Here is an 18,532-nt window from a genome sequence, read left to right as displayed (position 1 = left end):
CCATGAACCAGTCCAAGCGCATCGATCCCCTGCTCAAGCGGGCCCAGGAACACGAGGACGCAGTCGCCCGAGACCTCGCCGAACGCCAGCGCGTGCTCGATACACATCTATCGCGACTGGACGAACTGCGACGTTATGCCGAGGAGTATGCAAATGCGCAGATGGCAGCGACCAGCCCGGCGCAGCTGCTGAACCGACGCGCTTTCCTGGACCGCCTGGACAGTGCCGTCGAGCAGCAGCAGGCCACGGTCAACGGCAACCGCGAGAAAGTGGAGGCCGAGCGTGCCCGCCTGATCCTGGCCAGCCGTGACAAGGCAGTGCTGGAGCAGCTGGCCGCGAGCTACCGCGCGCAGGAAAAGGTGGTGACCGACCGCCGCGACCAGCGCGAGATGGACGACATTGGTGCGCGCCGCGCGCGCCTGGTGCAGGCTGAAGACCAGGACGGCACCGAGCAGGGAGGCCGCTCGTGATGCCCGCCCCGCTCGCCAGCAGCGCCAATGCGCAGACCCAGAATGCCGGCGGCAGTACAACGCGTGCGCCGCGCAGTGATGGCAGCAAGGAATTCAGCCAGCTGCTGCAGGGCGGCACGCCTGCCTCACCGGAACCGGCCACGCCAGCGTCGCCAGCCACGTCCACACCGAGCCCACCATCGACCGGCGACGGCAATGGCCAGGCGCCGGATGAGCGCAGCGCAGATACACACACTCCCCCAGGCGACGCCACCGCCCTGCCGCCGCTGCCATCGATGACCGGTGGCCCCGGTACCGACAAGGACAAGCCCAACTCAGCAGAGGACGCTCCATGGCCCCCCCTGGGCCTGGCGGGCCTGGTGTTGGCCATGCCTACGCCCACCGACCCGGCGGCGGCTCTGCCCGCGGCCGCAGTTGCGGGTGCGCCGGCGCTCGCCAGTGACGGTACGGCGCCGCCCGCCACGACCGGGGCAGCACTGCCCGCCACCGCCCCGGCTACCGTCGCCACACCAGCGGCTGACAACAAACCGTCGGCCGCCAGCACCGACGATGCCACGACCTTGCCACTGCCGGAGATGATCCTGCCCAGCGGCAAGCGCGGCGACCGCGGCGAGGGCAGCGACCCGGCCACGATCGGCGACCGTGGCGCTGCCCCGCTCCTGCACGCCCCTGCCCCGGCAGCCCTGCAGGATCTCAAGGCCGCGCTCACCGCCGGCAATGCAGTCTTCAACGGCGAACCGACGCCGAAGCCGGTGTTCGGCGACGACGGCTTCGACCAGGCCATCGGCGCACGCCTGGGCTGGCTGGCGGACCAGAAGATCGGCCACGCCCATATCCGCCTGAGTCCGGACGACATGGGCCCGGTGGACGTTCGCCTGCAGTTGAACGGCGACAAGGTACATGCCAGCTTCAGCAGCCCGCATGTGGACGTGCGGCAGGCACTGGAAAGCAGCCTGCCGCGCCTGCGCGAACTGCTGGGCGAGCAGGGCTTCCAGCTGGCACACGCTGATGTTGGCCACCAGTCGCCAGGCGGCGACGGCAATGCGTCGGGGCAGCCCGGCGCCGGCGGCATGGCCGGTGACGGAGAACCGTCGCCGGGCGACGCCAGTGTGTCGTCCACGCGCTTGATCCGCCAGCGCGGTTTGTTGGACGCGTACGCCTGACAGGCGTGCCAACCAAGGTTGGCACCCACCAGAAGGGGGCGGTCGGCACCCACCAGAGCAGAGGCAGCGCCGGGCCATGCCCGGCGGAATGCCGGGAACCCGACGGAATTCCGTCGCACCCCTTGGCCCCACCTTCGGCACGCCCCTTGCATATCCCGGTGAAGCAACCCTCAGGAGCTTCACCCCGTGGCCGCAGCCGCTGACAAAACCAAGAAGACCGCCGAGAAGGACAAGGCCACCAAGCCACGCAGTCCGATCCTGATCACTGCCCTGGTGGCCGTGCTGGCCGCCGCAGCCGCCGGTGGCGGCGTCTGGTTCTTCACCCAGTCCAAGCACGAGGAAAAGGCCGCACAGGCGCCGAAGAAGGCGGCGACGCCGGCTCCGGCCCAGTACTTCGCGCTGGATCCGGCCTTCGTGGTCAATCTCAACGGCCCGGTCGATGGCCCGCGTTACCTGCAGCTGGAAGTGCAGCTGATGACGCGTGACCCGGCCGCACTGGAAGCGATCAAGACCCACGCCCCTGCCATCCGCGCGCGCCTGCTGATGCTGTTCTCGCAGGTCAGCCCCGACCAGATCGCCGATGTCGCAGGCAAGCAGAAGCTGCAGGCTGCGTCGTTGGCCGAAGTGCAGAAAGTGCTCAAGGCCGAGACCGGCAGCAATGGTGCCGACGACCTGCTGTTCACCAGCTTCGTGACCCAGTAAGGGCCCACCGATGAATGATCTGTTGTCCCAGGACGAGATCGATGCCCTGCTCCACGGCGTGGACAGCGGTGCGGTCGAGACCGATGCGGAACCACCGTCAGGCGAAGCGCGCTCATACGACTTCGCCAGCCAGGACCGCATCATCCGTGGTCGCATGCCGACCCTGGAAATGGTCCACGAGCGTTTCGCACGCTTGTGGCGGATCGGCCTGTTCAACCTGATCCGCCGCTCGGCGGAGCTGTCGGTGCGCGGCATCGAGCTGATCAAGTTCAACGACTACATGCACTCGCTGTATGTGCCGACCAACCTGAACCTGATCCGCTTCAAGCCGCTGCGCGGTACCGGCCTGATCGTGTTCGAGCCGACCCTGGTGTTCGCCATCGTCGACAACTTCTTCGGTGGCGACGGGCGTTACCCGACCCGCATCGAGGGCCGCGAGTTCACCGCCACCGAAATGCGCGTGATCCACCTGCTGCTGAAGCAGACCTTCGCCGACCTGCGCGAGGCCTGGGCACCGGTGATGGATGTCGACTTCGAGTACATCAACTCGGAGATCAACCCGCACTTCGCCAATATCGTGACGCCGCGCGAGTACGTGGTGGTGTGCCGCCTGCACGTCGAGCTCGACGGCGGTGGCGGCGACATCCACGTGACCCTGCCGTATTCGATGCTGGAGCCGATCCGCGAGCTGCTCGATGCCGGCATCCAGAGCGACCGCAATGATCGCGACGAGAGCTGGGGCCAGACCCTGCGTGAACAGCTCAACATCGCCGAAGTCACCCTGTCCAGCGTGCTGGCCAGCAAGCGCATGACCTTGCGCGACCTGACCCAGCTGAAGGTCGGCGACATCCTGCCGATCGACCTGAGCCCGCAGGTGCCGCTGTGCGTGGAGAACATTCCCGTGTTCACCGGCGAGTTCGGCATCGCCAACGGCATGAACGCCGTGAAGATCACCGCTACCCATCCGCCGGGCACCCGCCCGCGCGTACCCGTCATCCAGGAAGACCCGCAATGAACGATATCGACGCCCTCGAACCGACCCCGGCCCAGTTCAGCAGCCTGCAGGCCGATGAGGCGAACGGCCCGGACCTGAACCTGGACGTGATCCTCGACGTGCCGGTGACGCTGTCGCTGGAAGTCGGTCGCGCCCGGCTGCCGATCCGCAACCTGCTGCAGCTCAACCAGGGTTCGGTGGTGGAACTGGAACGTGGTGCCGGCGAGTCGCTGGATGTGTTCGTCAACGGCACCCTGATCGCCCACGGCGAAGTTGTGGTGATCAATGACCGCTTCGGCGTGCGCCTGACCGACGTGGTCAGCCCGAGCGAGCGGATCCGGAGACTGCGTTGAGCCTGCTGGCCTCCACCCTGCTGGCGGTCGGCAAGGCCGCCGCCCCGGTTGGCCCGCAGGTCGGCCAGCATGCGGCCGCCGCACCCAGCCTGTTCGGTGCAGTGCTGGCGCTGCTGGCAGTGCTGGCCCTGGTCATCGGCCTGGGCTGGCTGCTCAAGCGCATGCCCGGCAGCGGCTTCCGCCCTGCAGAAGGCATGAAGCTGGTGGCCAGCCTGAGTGTCGGCGCCAAGGAACGCGTGGTGGTGGTCGAGGTCAATGGCCAGCAACTGCTGCTGGGCGTCACCGCCGGCGGCATCAACACCCTGCATACCCTGCCCGAACCGTTGCCGCCACCGGCGCCGGTACGCGTGCCGGACTTCAAGAACCTGCCGAATTTCGCCCAGCTGCTGCAGCAGCGGCTGCGCAAGGACCCCTGACATGCGTGTCACCCGTACCCGTCTTGCCACCCTGATGCCGTGGCTGCTGTTGCTTGCCCTGTGCCTGTTGCCGGCACTGGCGCTCGCCGCGCCCGGCGCACCGACCACGCCACTGCCGGACATCAACGTCGGCAAGATCGGGGGTGCACCGGTCAGCCTGCCACTGCAGACCCTGCTGTTGATGACGGCGATCACCCTGATCCCGTCGATGCTGCTGGTGCTGACCTCGTTCACCCGCATCATCATCGTGCTGGGCCTGCTGCGCCAGGCGCTGGGCACCGGCCAGACGCCGTCCAACCAGGTGCTGCTGGGCCTGGCCCTGTTCCTCACCGCGATGATCATGCTGCCGACCTGGGACAAAGCCTGGAGCACCGGCATGGCGCCTTACCTCAACGGCGACATCGACTTCCAGACCGCCTGGACGCTGACCACCACGCCGCTGCGCGCCTTCATGCTGGCGCAGATCCGCGAGACCGATCTGATGACCTTCGCCGGTATCGCCGGGCACGGCACCTACGCCAGCCCCGATGCGATCCCGTTCCCGGTGCTGGTGGCCTCGTTCGTCACCAGCGAGCTGAAGACCGCCTTCGAGATCGGCTTCCTGATCTTCATCCCGTTCGTGATCATCGATCTGGTGGTGGCCAGCGTGCTGATGTCGATGGGCATGATGATGCTGTCGCCGATGCTGGTGTCGGCGCCGTTCAAGATCCTGCTGTTCGTGCTGGTCGATGGCTGGGTGTTGACGGTGGGAACGCTGGCGGCCAGCTTCAATCCGGCCTGATTCAACCCCGTAACGGCCGTCGAGCCTGGCTCGACGCTACACAAGCGTCGCCGGGCGTGGCCCGGCGCTACCGATGGAAAGACGATGTCTCCCGAACTTGCCCTGACCGAACTGCGTGGCGGCCTGATCACCGTGTTGTGGGTGGCCGGCCCGCTGCTGCTCACCGTACTGGTGGTGGGCGTGGTGGTCGGCGTCGTGCAGGCCGCGACCCAGCTCAACGAACCGACCATCGCCTTCGTTGCCAAGGCGGCGGCGTTGACCGCGGTGCTGTTCGCGCTCGGCAGCCTGCTGATCGGCCACCTGGTTGAATTCACCACGCTGCTGTTCCAGCGCATCCCGCACCTGATCGGCTAGGACACGCGCTTCGATGGACGCTGCCACCCAGATGGCTGCCGACGGCCTGCAGGCCTTTGGCATGATCGGCACCGTACTGTGGACCATGCTGCGCATCGGTGCGGTGGCCATGGCCATGCCCATGGTCGGCACCCGCGCGGTGCCGGCACGGATCCGCGTGATCCTGGCCGGCACCCTTGCCATCGCGTTGGCACCGCTGTTGCCACCGGTACCGGACTGGACCGGCTTCGATGCCGCCACCGTGCTGACCATCGCGCGGGAACTGGCCATCGGCGTGTCCATCGGCTTCCTGCTGCGCCTGGTGTTCGAAGCCGGTGCGCTGGCCGGCGAACTGATCGCCCAGGGCACTGGCCTGGCCTTCGCGCAGATGAGCGACCCACTGCGCGGCGGCACCTCGGGCGTGATCGGGCAGTGGTTCTACCTGATGTTCGGCCTGCTGTTCTTCACCGCCAATGGCCACCTCGCGCTGATCTCGCTGGTGGTGGACAGCTACCGGGCACTGCCGATCGGCGCCCCGCTGCCCGACCCGCACGCGTTCTTCAGCATTGCCCCGACCTTCCTGCTGACGGTCCTGCGCGGCGCACTGACCCTGGCAATACCGCTGACGGTGGCGATGCTGGCGGTCAATCTGGCGTTCGGCGTACTGGCCCGCGCCGCGCCGGCACTGAATCCGATCCAGCTGGGCCTGCCGGTCTCGTTGCTGCTGGGCCTGTTCCTGCTGGCCCTGCTGGCCGGCGAAATGGGCCCGCCGGTGCAGCGCCTGTTCGACGCCGCCTTCCAGGCTGCGGACGCGGTCACACACTGACCCGATCATCACGTTTTACTGCTTGCCCTTCCCCCGGGTCTGCGCGCTAGAGTGAATGCGCGGCAACCGGGGGGATGCCGCACATGGCCGCCGCCCTGCGTCGGCCTGCCTCATGCATGCCCCACCGTGGTTTCCGTCGACAGGCAGGTCCGGGAGACTGACGAATGCTGGTAGGCACGTACAATCCGTGGCTGGTGGCGATTTCGTTGCTGGTCGCCGTGATGGCTTCCTACACCGCGCTGGCGATGGCCGGACGCACCGTCACCGCGCCAGGCAAGGGCGCGGCGTGGTGGTGGCGCCTGGGGGGTGGCTTCGCCATGGGCCTGGGCATCTGGTCGATGCACTTCATCGGCATGCTCGCCTTCGACCTGCCCATTCCACTGGGCTACGACCTGCCCATCACCCTGCTCTCGCTGGCCCTGGCCATCGCCTCGTCGGTGTTCGCGCTGTGGCTGGTTTCGCTGCGCACCCTCCCGCATCCACGCCTGGCCGGCGGGGCATTGCTGATGGGTACCGGCATCGCCGGCATGCATTACGTCGGCATGGCCGCGATGCGCATGCAACCCGGCATCGACTATGACCCGGGCTGGCTGCTGTTTTCGCTGATGGTAGCGGTCGCCGCCTCGTGGACTGCACTGTATGTGGCATTCCGCCTGCGCGCGCAGCGCACCCGTGTCGGCGACCGGCTCGCGGCCGCCGGCCTGCTCGGGCTGGCCATCGTCGGCATGCACTACACCGGCATGGCCGCCGCACGCTTTCCGGAAGGCAGCATCTGTGGCGCGGCGGTCGGCGATGGCCTGCAGAGCGAATGGCTGGCCATGCTGGTGGTGATGCTGACCGTCGCAATCCTGGCCGTGGTGCTGGTGGTGTCGTGGCTGGACCAGCGGGTCGAGGCCCAGCTGCTGCGCCTGCGCAACTCGATGTTGAGCACGTCGCTGACCGACGCGCAGCAGGAGCTGACCCAGGCTGCACTGCATGATCCGCTCACCCGCCTGCCGAACCGCCTGCTGCTGCAGCGGCGCATCGTGCAGGCGCTGGCCGAGGCCGAACAGGGCGGCAGCCGTTTCGCAGTGATGTTCATGGATCTTGACGGCTTCAAGCAGGTCAACGATGCCTATGGCCACCAGGCCGGCGACGCGCTGCTGGTGGCGGTGGCCGAGCGCACCCGCCAGCTGCTGCGCCCCCACGACATGCTGGCCCGCCTGGGCGGCGATGAGTTCGTGCTGGTGGTACGCATCGAGCACGACGAGGATCTGCCTACCCTCGCCCGGCGCATCCTGCAGGCGGTCGGCAGTGGACCGCTGCTGCCGGACAACGAACTGCAGGTCACCGCCAGCATCGGTGTGGCGATCTGCCCCGACCACGCCGCCAGCGAGCGGCAGCTGATGGCGTTTGCCGACGCGGCGATGTACCAGGCCAAGGAATCCGGACGCAACGCCTTCGTGCTGTTCGCCGACTGGATGAACGACAGTGCCGAGCAGCAGTTCCGGCTGCTGGCCGACCTGCGCCGGGCGATCGGCAGCGACCAGTTGTTCCTGAACTTCCAGCCCAAGATCCGCGTGGCGACACAGAAGGTGGCCGGCGCCGAGGCGCTGATCCGCTGGCGGCATCCGGACCATGGCCTGATTCCGCCCGATCGATTCATCCGCCTGGCCGAGCGCAGCGGTGCGATCAACGAGATCGGGCGCTGGGCGCTGGACCAGGCCTGCCAGCAGCTGCGGCGTTGGCACGACGCCGGGCATGAAGGCTGGTCGATGTCGGTGAACCTGTCGCCGGTGCAGTTCAGCTCGCCACACCTGCTGCAGGACGTGCGCACGGTGATCGAGCGCCACAACATCGCGCCACGGCACCTGGTGCTGGAGATCACCGAAAGCACGGTGATGCGCGATACCGACACCAGCCTGCGCCTGCTGCAGGCACTGTCGGCACTGGGCGTAGGCATTTCCATCGACGACTTCGGCACCGGCTATTCCAGCCTGCTGTACCTGAAGCGGCTGCCGGCCACCGAGATCAAGATCGACCACGCCTTCGTGCGCGATCTGGAACACAGCGCCGAGGATGTGGTGATCGTCTCGGCGATCGTGGCGCTGGGCCACGCGCTGGACATGGACATCGTCGCCGAAGGCGTGGAGACCGCCGCCCAGCGCGCCTACCTGGAGCGCCTGGGCTGCGACTACCTGCAGGGCTACCTGCTCGGCCGCCCGGTCGATGCGGCGCGCTTCATGCAGTTGCACGACCTGCCGCGGCCGCGTGTGGAACTGGCGCAGAGCCCGCCGCGGCAACACCCGCCCGGCTGACATCGGGGCGCGCACCCGCCGGGCATGGCCCGGCGCTACCATTGAGTGTCGATCCCCGGTAGATCCACGCCATGCGTGGATGAGCCGTTCCTCCGTCATCCAAGGAAGCGTCCGTGGCCCTACGCACCACCCTTGCTGGCCTGTTGCTGGCCCTTGCTGTTGGCCACGCCGCCGCCGCTGATCTGCCCTGGTCATTGCCAGCCGATGCTTCCCCGGCCCAGGTCGACGCCGCCCTGCAGGCCCTCGGCAAGGGCGTGTTGAAGTCCCCCAGCCTGACCGATGCACAGCGCGGCCACGCGCTGCTGGCGGTGGGCCAGACGGCCGAAGCGCGGCAATCGATCCAGCAGGCACGCGCATCGCTGGCAAGCGACGGTGACACCGCGGCGGTGCAGCGCTGGGTGCCGATGCTGCTGCTCGCCACCGCCGGCGAGCGGGACACAGCCGCCTATGCACGTGCCTTCCACGGCGCCTTCGCTGCACTGGACGACGTTGCCGCGGTGCAGGCCGATGCCGCGCTCTCGGTCGAGCCAGCCCCGGTGCGCGCCCAGCTGGAGCAGGCCATCGCGGCGCAGGCGGGTGCCGCGACCATCGGCGAGGCCGTCGCACTGGACCTGCTGCGCCTGCGGGCGGTACTGCGCGCACAGACGCTGGCCGCCGCACTGGCCCCTCCGCTGGTTGCGGCGGAAGAACAGCGCCGCTTCGCCATCGACGATGCGTTGCGCATCCCCGCCGGCGATGGCGTCGTGCTGTCGGCGCAGCTGGCCCGTCCTCGCGCCGCATCGGCAGCTCTGCCGACAGCCATGCTGTTCACCATCTACACCGATCCACCGAAGAACCGGCTGAAGATGCTGCTGGCTGCCGCGCATGGCTATGCGGGCATCGTGGTGGACGCCCGCGGCAAGGGCCAGGGTATCGGCACCATCGCCCCCTACGAGCACGACGGCAACGATGCCACCGCGGCGATCGACTGGATCAGCCGCCAGCCGTGGAGCGATGGCCGCGTGGCGATGTACGGCGGCAGCTACGAGGGCTTCACCGCCTGGGCTGCGGCGCGCCACCACCATCCTGCATTGAAGACCATCGTGCCCTACGTTGCCGCCATCCCCGGCCAGGGCCTGCCGATGGAGAACAACGTCTTCCTGAGCGCCAACTATGGCTGGGCGTTCTACGTGGCCAATGGCCCGATGCTGGACAAGGCTACCTACGCGCAGAACCGCCGCTGGTCCCAACTCGGCCGACGCTGGTATGCCTCCGGCCGCCCCTACCGGCAGATCGACCAGGTCGATGGCACACCCAACCCATGGTTGCAGCGCTGGCTGGCCCACCCGTCCTACGATGCCTACTGGCAGGCGATGGTCCCGCATGGCAACCAGTTCAACGACATCCGCATACCGGTGCTGACCATCACCGGCTACTACGACGATGGCCAGATCTCGGCACTGCAGTACTTCAAGGACCACCTGCAGCACCGTCCCGACACCGACCATGCCCTGCTGATCGGCCCCTACGACCATGGCGGCGCGCAGTCGGCGCTCAAGCCGATGCAGCTGCGTGGATATGAGCTGGACCCTGTCGCACAGTTCGACACGCCCGCACTGACCTTCCAATGGCTGGACCATGTGCTGCGCGGTGCACCGCGACCGGCGCTGGTGCCCGACCGTGTGAACTATCAGCTGATGGGCGCCAACACGTGGGGTCATGCGGCAACGCTGGAGGCCGCGGCCGGCGATCACCGCCGCTACCACCTCTCCGCCGACCAGGCATCGTCCGATGGTTACCACCGGCTGCAGGAACAGCCACCGGTAGCGGGCCAGCTGCAGCAGACCGTGGACCTGGCCGACCGCAATGAAATGCGGCATGGCTATTACCCGTTCCCGATCATCGCCGCGCGGGACGAGGTGGATACCGCGCTGTCCTTCGTCTCCGCCCCGTTCACCCGTCCCATGGACATGGTTGGCAGCTTCTCCGGCGACCTGAAGGTCCGGATCAACAAGCGGGATTTCGATTTCACCGTCACCCTGTACGAGTTGCGCGCCGATGGACGTCGGATGCAGCTGTCCTACTACATGGGCCGGGCCAGCCATGTACGCGACCCGACAACGCGCCAGCTGCTGCAACCCGGGCAATGGACCCGCCTGCCCTTCGACCGCACGCGCATGGTCGCCCGCCGCCTGGCTGCAGGCAGCCGCCTGCTGGTGAAGGTGGATGTGCTGAAGGACGCCATGCACCAGGTGAACCACGGCACCGGCCGCGATGTCAGCGACGAGAGCGTGGCCGATGCGGGTGAGCCGCTGCGGGTGGACTGGCACAGCGACAGCATGGTGTCGATTCCGCTGCAGCCGGTGACGCCGGACGGATGATTGCGCCGGGCACGGCCCGGCGCCACCCGTGCCGCCGCCCGTCATCACGGAACGGTTCCTGCGGCACCCTCCTGTAGATCCACGCCATGCGTGGATGCGCCACCCGCCATGCGTGGAACGGTTCTTGCACGCACCCCGGCATCCCCTGCCGTAGTGCCCCGTGATGTCCGAGAACGAATCCGCCGGCGAAAAGACCGAACAACCTACCGAAAAACGCCTGCGCGACGCCCGTGAACAGGGCAACCTGCCGCGCTCGCGCGAGCTCGGCACGGCCGCCGTGTTCGGCGCCGGCGTGCTGGCGGTGATGGCGATGAGCGGCTCGATCGGCCGTGGTGCCGCGGCCTGGATGAAGCAGGCGCTGAGCCCGGAACAGAGCCTGCGGCAGAACCCGAAGGAACTGTTCGGCCACTTCGGCGACCTGCTGCTGCAGTTCATGCTGGTGATCGCGCCGCTGGTGCTGGTCTGCCTGCTGGCCAGCTTCGTCGCACCGCTGGTGATGGGTGGCCTGCGCTGGTCGCAGAAAGCGATGCTGCCGGACTTCAACCGCATGAACCCGATGAGCGGGCTCAAGCGCCTGTACGGCCCGGAGGCCATCGCCGAGTTCACCAAGTCGCTGCTGCGCGTAGCCTTCGTCGGCGTCGCCGCCGGGCTGGTGGTCTGGACCGGCTTCGACACCCTGCGCGGGCTGATCCACCACCCGCTGGAAACGGCCATCACCGACGGCCTCGGCTTCACCCTGCGGCTGCTGCTGGCCACTGCCGGCGCCATGCTGGTACTGGCCGCCATCGACGCGCCCTACCAGCGCTGGAACTGGATGCGCAAGCTGAAGATGACCCGTGAAGAGCTGCGCCGGGAAATGAAGGAAAGCGAAGGCAGCCCGGAGGTGAAGGGCCGCATCCGCCAGCTGCAGCAGCAGATGGCCAACCGCCGGATGATGGAAGCAGTGCCCACCGCCGACGTGGTGGTGGTCAACCCCACCCACTACGCGGTGGCCCTGAAGTACGAAGGCGGGGCCATGAACGCCCCGACCGTGGTCGCCCTGGGCGTGGACGAGACCGCCCTGCGCATCCGTGAAGTGGCCGACGGCAACAAGGTCGCGATTGTCTCTGCCCCGCCTTTGGCACGCGCCTTGTATCGGGAAGGCCAACTCGGAAAGGAAATCCCCGTGAGACTGTATTCGGCCGTCGCCCAGGTCCTGTCCTACGTCTACCAGCTGCGCGCCTGGCGCACTGGCCCGATGCCGGACGCCCCGCACATCCAGGTGGATGAATTCGGCAAGGGAGGCCGCCCGTGAGCGCCCAGCCCTCCACCGGATTCAACACCCGCCGCGCCCTGGAAATGATCCGCCAGGGCCTTGGCGCGCCGCTGATCGTGCTGGCCCTGCTGGCCATGGTCGTGGTGCCGCTGGCCGCGCCGGTGCTCGACGCGCTGTTCACCTTCAACATCGCCATCTCGCTGATGGTGCTGCTGGCGGTGGTCTACGTGAAGCGCCCGCTGGATTTCACCATCTTCCCGATCGTGCTGCTGATCACCACCATGCTGCGGCTGGCGCTGAACGTCGCCTCCACCCGCGTGATCCTGCTCAACGGCCAGAACGGCCACGACGCCGCGGGCAAGGTCATCGCCGCCTTCGGCGAATTCGTGATCGGCGGCAACTACGCGGTCGGCATCGTGGTGTTCGCGATCCTGACCATCATCAACTTCGTGGTGATCACCAAGGGCGCCGGCCGCGTCTCGGAAGTGACCGCGCGCTTCATCCTGGACGCCATGCCCGGCAAGCAGATGGCGATCGACGCCGACCTCAACGCCGGTTTGCTGACGCGTGAAGAAGCCAAGCTGCGCCGCGAGGAAGTCCGCGAGGAAGCCGACTTCTACGGCGCGATGGACGGTGCCAGCAAATTCATCCGCGGCGACGCCATCGCCGGCATCCTGATCCTGTTCATCAACATGCTCGGCGGCCTGGCCGTGGGCGTGCTGCAGCATGGCATGCCGTTCGGCGAGGCCGCTGCCACCTACACCCTGCTGTCGATCGGTGACGGCCTGGTGGCGCAGCTGCCGGCCCTGCTGGTCTCCAGCGCCGTGGCCATGCTGGTCACCCGCGCCTCGCGTTCGCAGGACATGGCCCAGGCCATGACCGGCCAGGTGTTCGGCCAGTACCGGGCGCTGGCGATCACCGCCGGCATCATCGGCGTGGTCGGCCTGGTGCCGGGCATGCCCAACGTCGCTTTCCTGACGCTGTCCGCGATCCTCGGCTTCATCGCCTGGAAGGTCTATCGCAAGGGCAAGGCTCCGGCCGCCGACGCCGCGGCCGGCGGCACCGATGCCGCCGCACTCAATGCGCTGGGCCGCCCGGCCGCGCCGGCACCGACCGCCGAACTGAGCTGGGACGAGCTGCGCCCGGTCGATCCGCTGGGCCTGGAGGTCGGCTACCGGCTGATCCCGCTGGTGGACAGCAACCAGGGGGGCGAACTGATGGCGCGCATCAAGGGCGTGCGCCGCAAGCTGACCCAGGACGTTGGCTTCCTGATTCCCTCGGTGCACATCCGCGACAACCTGGAACTGCCGGCCAACGGCTACCGCGTGCTGGTGCATGGCGTGCCAGTGGCCACCGCCGAGATCCACCCGGACCGCGAACTGGCGCTGGACCCCGGCAGTGCCCTCGGCGCGCTAGAAGGCATCGCCGGCAAGGACCCCGCGTTCGGCCTGGATGCCACCTGGATCCAGCCGCACCAGCGCGCCCAGGCCGAGACGCTCGGCTACACCGTGGTCGACCCGGCCACGGTGGTCGCTACCCACCTCTCGCACCTGATCCGCGAACACGCGCCGGAACTGCTCGGCCACGAGGAAGTGCAGCACCTGCTGGCCAACCTGGCCAAGAGCGCGCCCAAGCTCGTCGAAGATCTGACGCCGAAGGCGCTGCCGCTGTCGGCGGTGGTGCGCGTGCTGCAGAACCTGCTGGTGGAGCGCATTCCGATCCGCCAGCTGCGCAAGATCGCCGAGGCACTGGTCGAACACGCGCCCAGCAGCCAGGACCCGGCAGTGCTGACCGCTGCCGTGCGCACCGCACTGGGCCGCTTCATCGTGCAGGAGATCGCCGGAATGTCGGCGGAGCTGCCGGTGTTCACCCTCAACCCGCAATTGGAACGTGTCTTGCAGGAGTCCACGCAGGGCAACGGCGCCGCGCTGGAACCCGGACTCGCGGAGCGACTGCACCAGAGCCTGGCCGAATGTGTCAGCAAGCAGGAAGCGCGAAACGAGCCGGCGGTCGTGCTGGTACCGGGCCCGGTGCGCGCCGCGCTGGCGCGCCTGGTCCGCCACAGCGTTCCGTCGCTGTCGGTCCTGGCCTACAGCGAGGTGCCGGAGGACAAGCGCCTGAAGCTGGTCGGAACGATCAGCTGACGCCGCCCGCCGATGCGCCAGAAAACAGACACCACTTTCGAACCAACGCAACAGACAGATACCAAGGGGAACCCGCACCGTGCAGACCACCGACCACCCGAGTTCTCCGACCGCCACCCCGCCGTCTTCGTCCCGTGACCACAGCATGAAAATCAAACGATTCGTCGCCGCCGACATGCGCTCGGCCATGAACCTGGTGCGCAAGGAACATGGTCCTGACGCCGTGATCCTGTCCAACCGCCGGATCGAGGAAGGCATCGAGATCGTCGCCGCCGCCAACTACGACGAGAGCGCCGTGCAGCGCGCACTGGAAGCCTCGCGTCGTGACGTCGCTCCTCCGCCGGCACCCAAGCCGCGTACCGCCGCCGATGCTGTGATCGCTGCGGTGACCCGCCGCCGCAGCGCTGCCCCGGCGCCGGAGCCGGTGGCCGCCACCACCTCGGCCGTGGCCGCCCTCGCCCGTGCGGCCGTGGGTGCCACCGGCCGCACCCTGGACAGCGCCGACGAGATCGTGCCGACCCGCGGCAGCACCGGCTTCGCAGCCACCCTGGCGCGCGCCGCCGTCAACGAACCGGCGCTGCCCGAACAGATCTTCGCCCCGTTCGCCGAGGCCATCGTCGCACCGGGCCCGGCCGTCACCGCGCCGGCCAACCGCGCCCACTTCCAGATCGACCCGCCGCACGACACGCATCACGAAAGCGTGCCCCCCGCCGTGCAGCCGCCGCCGCTGCCGGGCGCTGCCATGGCCGATGTCCAGCCTGACATCGCCGCCAGCGAACCGGCAGCGCTCGAAGCCGTCGCCGAAGCCAGTCCGGCCCCCGTGCTGGCCCCGGCACCGACGCTGACCGTCGTCGCCCAGGACGACGCCGAGATCCGCCAGCTGCGCCAGGAAGTGGCCGGCATGCGCCAGGTGATCGAGCGCGAGATGAACCGCTTCACCGACGAGCGCCTGCGCGGCTGCCCGGTACGCGCCACCGCGCTGGACCTGATGGACGAGTACGGCTTTGATGCCGGCCTGGCCCGCGACGTGGCCATGCAGATTCCGCTGGAGACCGAAGCCCACCGTGGTCGCGGCCTGATGCTGGGGCTGATCTCGCGCAAGCTGCCGATCGCCCCGGTCGACCCGCTGGAAGAAGGCGGCGTGATCGCCCTGGTCGGCCCGACTGGCGCCGGCAAGACCACCACCATCGCCAAGCTGGCCTCGCGCTTCGCCGAGAAACACGCGCCGCGTGACGTCGCCCTGGTGACCACCGACACCACCCGCATCGGTGCCCGCGAACAGCTGTACGGCTACGGCCGCCAGCTCGGCATCGCGGTGCACGAGGCCAACAGCGGCACCGACCTGGACCAGCTGCTGGAACGCCTGAAGGACTACAAGCTGGTACTGATCGACACCGCCGGCCTGGGCCCGCGCGACCGCGCACTGGCCGCCCAGCTGCAGTGGCTGCGTGCCGCCCGCCAGGTGCGCACCCTGCTGGTGCTGCCGGCCAACACCAGCTTCGGCGACATGGACGAGGTGGTCCGCCGCTTCGGCGCCGCCAACCTGCAGGGCCTGGTGCTGAGCAAGCTGGACGAGACCGGCCGCTTCGGCAACGCCCTGTCGGTGGCCGTGGACCACGCCCTGCCGATCACCTGGGTGACCGATGGCCAGGACGTTCCGGACGACCTGCATCGGGCCAGTGCAGCCAATCTTGTACTTCGCCTTGAAGATTTGCGCCGAGCGGCCGATATGCCCTGCAACCCGGAGTTGAACCATGCCGTCGCGTGAGTACGCCAAGCTGACCAAGACCTTCCCGCTGTCGGCGACCCGCAGCGAGCCGCTCGGCCCTGTGCGCACCATTGCCGTGACCGGCGGCAAGGGCGGCGTGGGCAAGACGAATGTGTCCGCGAACCTGGCCGTGGCACTGGCCGGCATGGGCAAGCGCACGCTGCTGCTGGACGCCGACCTTGGCCTGGCCAACATCGACGTGATCCTGGGGCTGAACCCCACCTTTACGCTGGCCGACCTGGTCGCCGGTCGCTGCTCGCTGGACGACGTCATCGTCGAAGGCCCGAACGGCGTGCTGGTGGTGCCGGCCGCATCCGGCCGCCGGCACATGGCCGAGCTGGCCCCGGCCGAGCACGTCGGCCTGGTCAACGTGTTCTCCGAGCTGGAACGTGAACTGGACATCATGGTGGTCGACACCGCCGCGGGCATCACCGACGGCGTACTGACCTTCTGCCAGGCCGCGCAGGACACCGTGGTGGTGGTCTGTGACGAACCGGCTTCGATCACCGACGCCTATGCGCTGATCAAGGTGCTCTCGCGCGAGCGCGGCGTGGACCGCATCCAGGTGGTGGCCAACATGGTGCGCGACCCGAACGAGGGCCGCGTGCTGTACGAAAAGCTGACCCGCGTCTGCGAGAAGTTCCTCGCCGATGTCTCGCTGAACTACCTGGGCTGCGTGCCGCAGGATGACTGGCTGCGCCTGTCGGTGCAGCGCCAGCAGCCGGTGGTGAAGGCCTATCCGTCCAGCCCGGCCGCGCTGGCGATCACCGAGATCGCGCGCCGCACCGCACGCTGGCAGGCGCCGACCGAACCGCGTGGCGGCGTCGAGTTCTTCCTCGAGCGCATCCTCAAGCAGCGCGGGGTGGCCGCATGAAAGGCGCAGCCCAGTACCGGGAGGTCCAGCGCTCGGCGGCCAACGAGGTCATCGCCCAGCACTCGGACCTGGTGCGGCGCATCGCCCACCACCTGGCTGCGCGGTTGCCGGCCAGCGTTGAAGTGGACGACCTGATCCAGGCCGGCATGATGGGCCTGATCGAAGCCTCGCGCAGCTACGACGCCGACCAGGGCGCCTCGTTCGAAACCTATGCCTCGATCCGCATCCGCGGTTCGATGATCGACGAGATCCGCCGTGGCGACTGGGTGCCGCGCTCGGTGCACCGGCGTGCCCGCGATGCCGCCGCCACCATCCGTCGCCTGGAACAGAGCAGTGGCCGCGCCGCCAGCGCCACCGAAGTGGCCGCCGCGATGGAGATGCCGCTGCCCGAATACCTGCGGTTGATGGAAGACGCCGCACGCGGCCAGGTGCTGAGCCTGGAGTCGCGCATCGAGGACCAGGGCGAGCTGGACACCGTCGCCCAGGGCGGCCCGACCCCGCAGCAGGTGCTGGAGCGCGGCGAGTTCGGCCGCGAGCTGGGCAAGGCCATCGGCCACCTGCCCGAGCGCGAACAGCTGGTGCTCTCGCTCTATTACGAGCAGGAACTGAACCTGAAGGAGATCGGCGCGGTGCTCGGCGTGAGCGAGTCGCGGGTCTGCCAGATCCACGGCCAGGCGGTACTGCGCCTGCGGGGCCGATTGAAAATCTTCGAGGCCGCCGACGCCGGCCTGGAAGAATGAACATGCCCGAGGCGGCTGCCCCCGGCCGCCCGGAATGAACAACAAAGGAACTCTGCTTTGAACAAGAACATGCGCATCCTGATCGTCGACGACTTCTCGACCATGCGTCGAATCGTCAAGAACCTGCTGGGCGATCTGGGCTTCACCAACACCGCCGAAGCCGAGGACGGGCATGCCGCGCTGTCGCTGCTGCAGAGCCAGCCGTTCGATTTCGTGGTCACCGACTGGAACATGCCGGTGATGACCGGCATCGAACTGCTGAAGGCGATCCGCGCCGATGCCAAGCTGAAGACCCTCCCGGTGCTGATGGTCACCGCCGAAGCCAAGCGCGAGCAGATCATCGAAGCCGCCCAGAACGGCGTGAACGGCTACATCATCAAGCCGTTCACCGCGCAGACGCTGGAAGAGAAGCTCGGCAAGATCTTCGAACGCCTGGCGGCCAGCGCCTGATGGATACCACGGTCGACAAGAACGCCCTCGCCCTGCGCCTGCAGGAAGCCCTGGACGCCCTGGAGTCCGGTGACGAAGCCGCCTGGCGGCAACGCATCGACGGACTGGTCGCGCTGCGTACGCAGCCGATGATGAGCGGCCTCTCGCGGCTGGCCCGCGAGCTGGGACAGGCACTGGGTGAACTGCCGACCGTACCCAGCGAGGCCGGTGAGCTGGACGACGCCTGCGCACGCCTTGACCACGTGGTGGCGATGACCGAACAGGCCACGCACCGCACCCTGGACCTGGCCGAGGAATGCCGCAGCCTGACCGAACAACTGCGCGCCGAAGGCCTGCAGCCGGGCCAGGACACGCAGCTCGAGCGCATCCGCCACAACCTGACCGAGATCGCCCTGACCCAGAGCTACCAGGACCTGACCGGGCAGATCATCCGTCGCGTGGTCGGCATCGTCCGCCGCGTGCACGAGGGCTTTGGCGCACTCGGCCTGCCGCCGGAACAGCATCGCACCGATCCGGAACTGGCCGGGCCGGCACTGAAGGGACTGGACCGCCACGCGGTCTCGCAGAACGACGCCGACGACCTGTTGTCGGATCTGGGGCTGTAAG

18 protein-coding genes are annotated in these 18,532 nt (G+C 68.3%); all 18 read left to right on the top strand.

The genetic code is table 11. The annotated features are described in order from the left end of the window. Nucleotides 1-2: 2 nt before the first annotated feature. Nucleotides 3-470: a flagellar export protein FliJ gene (fliJ, locus tag AC5P57_RS06825; protein ID WP_005413256.1), complete on the top strand. Its 468-nt coding sequence runs from the start codon at nt 3-5 to the stop codon at nt 468-470. After that, entirely contained in the window at nt 470-1,633 is a 1,164-nt protein-coding gene (locus AC5P57_RS06820) for a flagellar hook-length control protein FliK (protein WP_262235172.1), read from the top strand. Before fliJ ends, AC5P57_RS06820 begins: the two co-directional genes overlap by 1 nt. A 186-nt stretch (nt 1,634-1,819) precedes the next feature. Then, the gene (locus AC5P57_RS06815; protein ID WP_099552061.1) at nt 1,820-2,335 is read left to right on the top strand and encodes a flagellar basal body-associated FliL family protein; all 516 of its coding nucleotides are present in this window, start codon (nt 1,820-1,822) and stop codon (nt 2,333-2,335) included. Between the two features lie 10 nt (nt 2,336-2,345). Further along, nucleotides 2,346-3,350 (top strand): flagellar motor switch protein FliM, encoded by a 1,005-nt coding sequence (gene fliM / locus AC5P57_RS06810; protein ID WP_099552062.1) that lies wholly within the window; start codon nt 2,346-2,348, stop codon nt 3,348-3,350. Then, nucleotides 3,347-3,682 carry a flagellar motor switch protein FliN gene (fliN, locus tag AC5P57_RS06805; protein ID WP_005409543.1) on the top strand — a complete coding sequence of 112 codons (336 nt, stop codon included), beginning with the start codon at nt 3,347-3,349 and terminating at the stop codon, nt 3,680-3,682. The genes fliM and fliN overlap by 4 nt, the downstream gene beginning before the upstream one ends. A gap of 17 nt (nt 3,683-3,699) precedes the next feature. Then, entirely contained in the window at nt 3,700-4,098 is a 399-nt protein-coding gene (gene fliO, locus AC5P57_RS06800; protein ID WP_180848852.1) for a flagellar biosynthetic protein FliO, read from the top strand. A 1-nt stretch (nt 4,099) separates the two neighbouring features. Next, on the top strand, nt 4,100-4,879 hold the full coding sequence (gene fliP, locus AC5P57_RS06795) for a flagellar type III secretion system pore protein FliP (protein WP_099552063.1): 780 nt from the start codon (nt 4,100-4,102) through the stop codon (nt 4,877-4,879). Between the two features lie 84 nt (nt 4,880-4,963). Further along, nucleotides 4,964-5,233, top strand: a complete 270-nt coding sequence (locus AC5P57_RS06790) for a flagellar biosynthetic protein FliQ (protein ID WP_005413254.1) — start codon at nt 4,964-4,966, stop codon at nt 5,231-5,233. 13 nt (nt 5,234-5,246) lie between these two features. Then, entirely contained in the window at nt 5,247-6,038 is a 792-nt protein-coding gene (gene fliR / locus AC5P57_RS06785) for a flagellar biosynthetic protein FliR (protein ID WP_099552064.1), read from the top strand. A gap of 164 nt (nt 6,039-6,202) precedes the next feature. Then, nucleotides 6,203-8,335, top strand: coding sequence for a putative bifunctional diguanylate cyclase/phosphodiesterase (locus AC5P57_RS06780; RefSeq protein ID WP_262235173.1), 2,133 nt, complete (start codon nt 6,203-6,205; stop codon nt 8,333-8,335). Between the two features lie 113 nt (nt 8,336-8,448). Further along, on the top strand, nt 8,449-10,695 hold the full coding sequence (locus AC5P57_RS06775; protein ID WP_262235174.1) for a CocE/NonD family hydrolase: 2,247 nt from the start codon (nt 8,449-8,451) through the stop codon (nt 10,693-10,695). Nucleotides 10,696-10,858: 163 nt separating this feature from the next. Next, nucleotides 10,859-11,989, top strand: a complete 1,131-nt coding sequence (gene flhB, locus AC5P57_RS06770; protein ID WP_099479196.1) for a flagellar biosynthesis protein FlhB — start codon at nt 10,859-10,861, stop codon at nt 11,987-11,989. Nucleotides 11,990-12,033: 44 nt separating this feature from the next. After that, complete coding sequence (gene flhA, locus AC5P57_RS06765) at nt 12,034-14,094, top strand: flagellar biosynthesis protein FlhA (RefSeq protein ID WP_180853118.1); 2,061 nt, start codon at nt 12,034-12,036, stop codon at nt 14,092-14,094. 145 nt (nt 14,095-14,239) lie between these two features. Further along, nucleotides 14,240-15,862 (top strand): flagellar biosynthesis GTPase FlhF, encoded by a 1,623-nt coding sequence (flhF, locus tag AC5P57_RS06760; RefSeq protein ID WP_262235175.1) that lies wholly within the window; start codon nt 14,240-14,242, stop codon nt 15,860-15,862. After that, nucleotides 15,849-16,736 (top strand): MinD/ParA family ATP-binding protein, encoded by an 888-nt coding sequence (locus tag AC5P57_RS06755; RefSeq protein ID WP_005409532.1) that lies wholly within the window; start codon nt 15,849-15,851, stop codon nt 16,734-16,736. The genes flhF and AC5P57_RS06755 overlap by 14 nt, the downstream gene beginning before the upstream one ends. After that, complete coding sequence (locus AC5P57_RS06750) at nt 16,733-17,476, top strand: RNA polymerase sigma factor FliA (protein WP_005413248.1); 744 nt, start codon at nt 16,733-16,735, stop codon at nt 17,474-17,476. Before AC5P57_RS06755 ends, AC5P57_RS06750 begins: the two co-directional genes overlap by 4 nt. A 57-nt stretch (nt 17,477-17,533) precedes the next feature. Then, nucleotides 17,534-17,926 carry a chemotaxis response regulator CheY gene (gene cheY, locus AC5P57_RS06745; protein WP_005413247.1) on the top strand — a complete coding sequence of 131 codons (393 nt, stop codon included), beginning with the start codon at nt 17,534-17,536 and terminating at the stop codon, nt 17,924-17,926. Then, nucleotides 17,926-18,531 carry a protein phosphatase CheZ gene (locus AC5P57_RS06740; RefSeq protein ID WP_099552070.1) on the top strand — a complete coding sequence of 202 codons (606 nt, stop codon included), beginning with the start codon at nt 17,926-17,928 and terminating at the stop codon, nt 18,529-18,531. The genes cheY and AC5P57_RS06740 overlap by 1 nt, the downstream gene beginning before the upstream one ends. Nucleotide 18,532: the final 1 nt, after the last annotated feature.

Source organism: Stenotrophomonas sp. YJH_SMC_79 (genome assembly GCF_059367995.1).
This window is presented reverse-complemented; position numbering and strand designations above follow the sequence as displayed.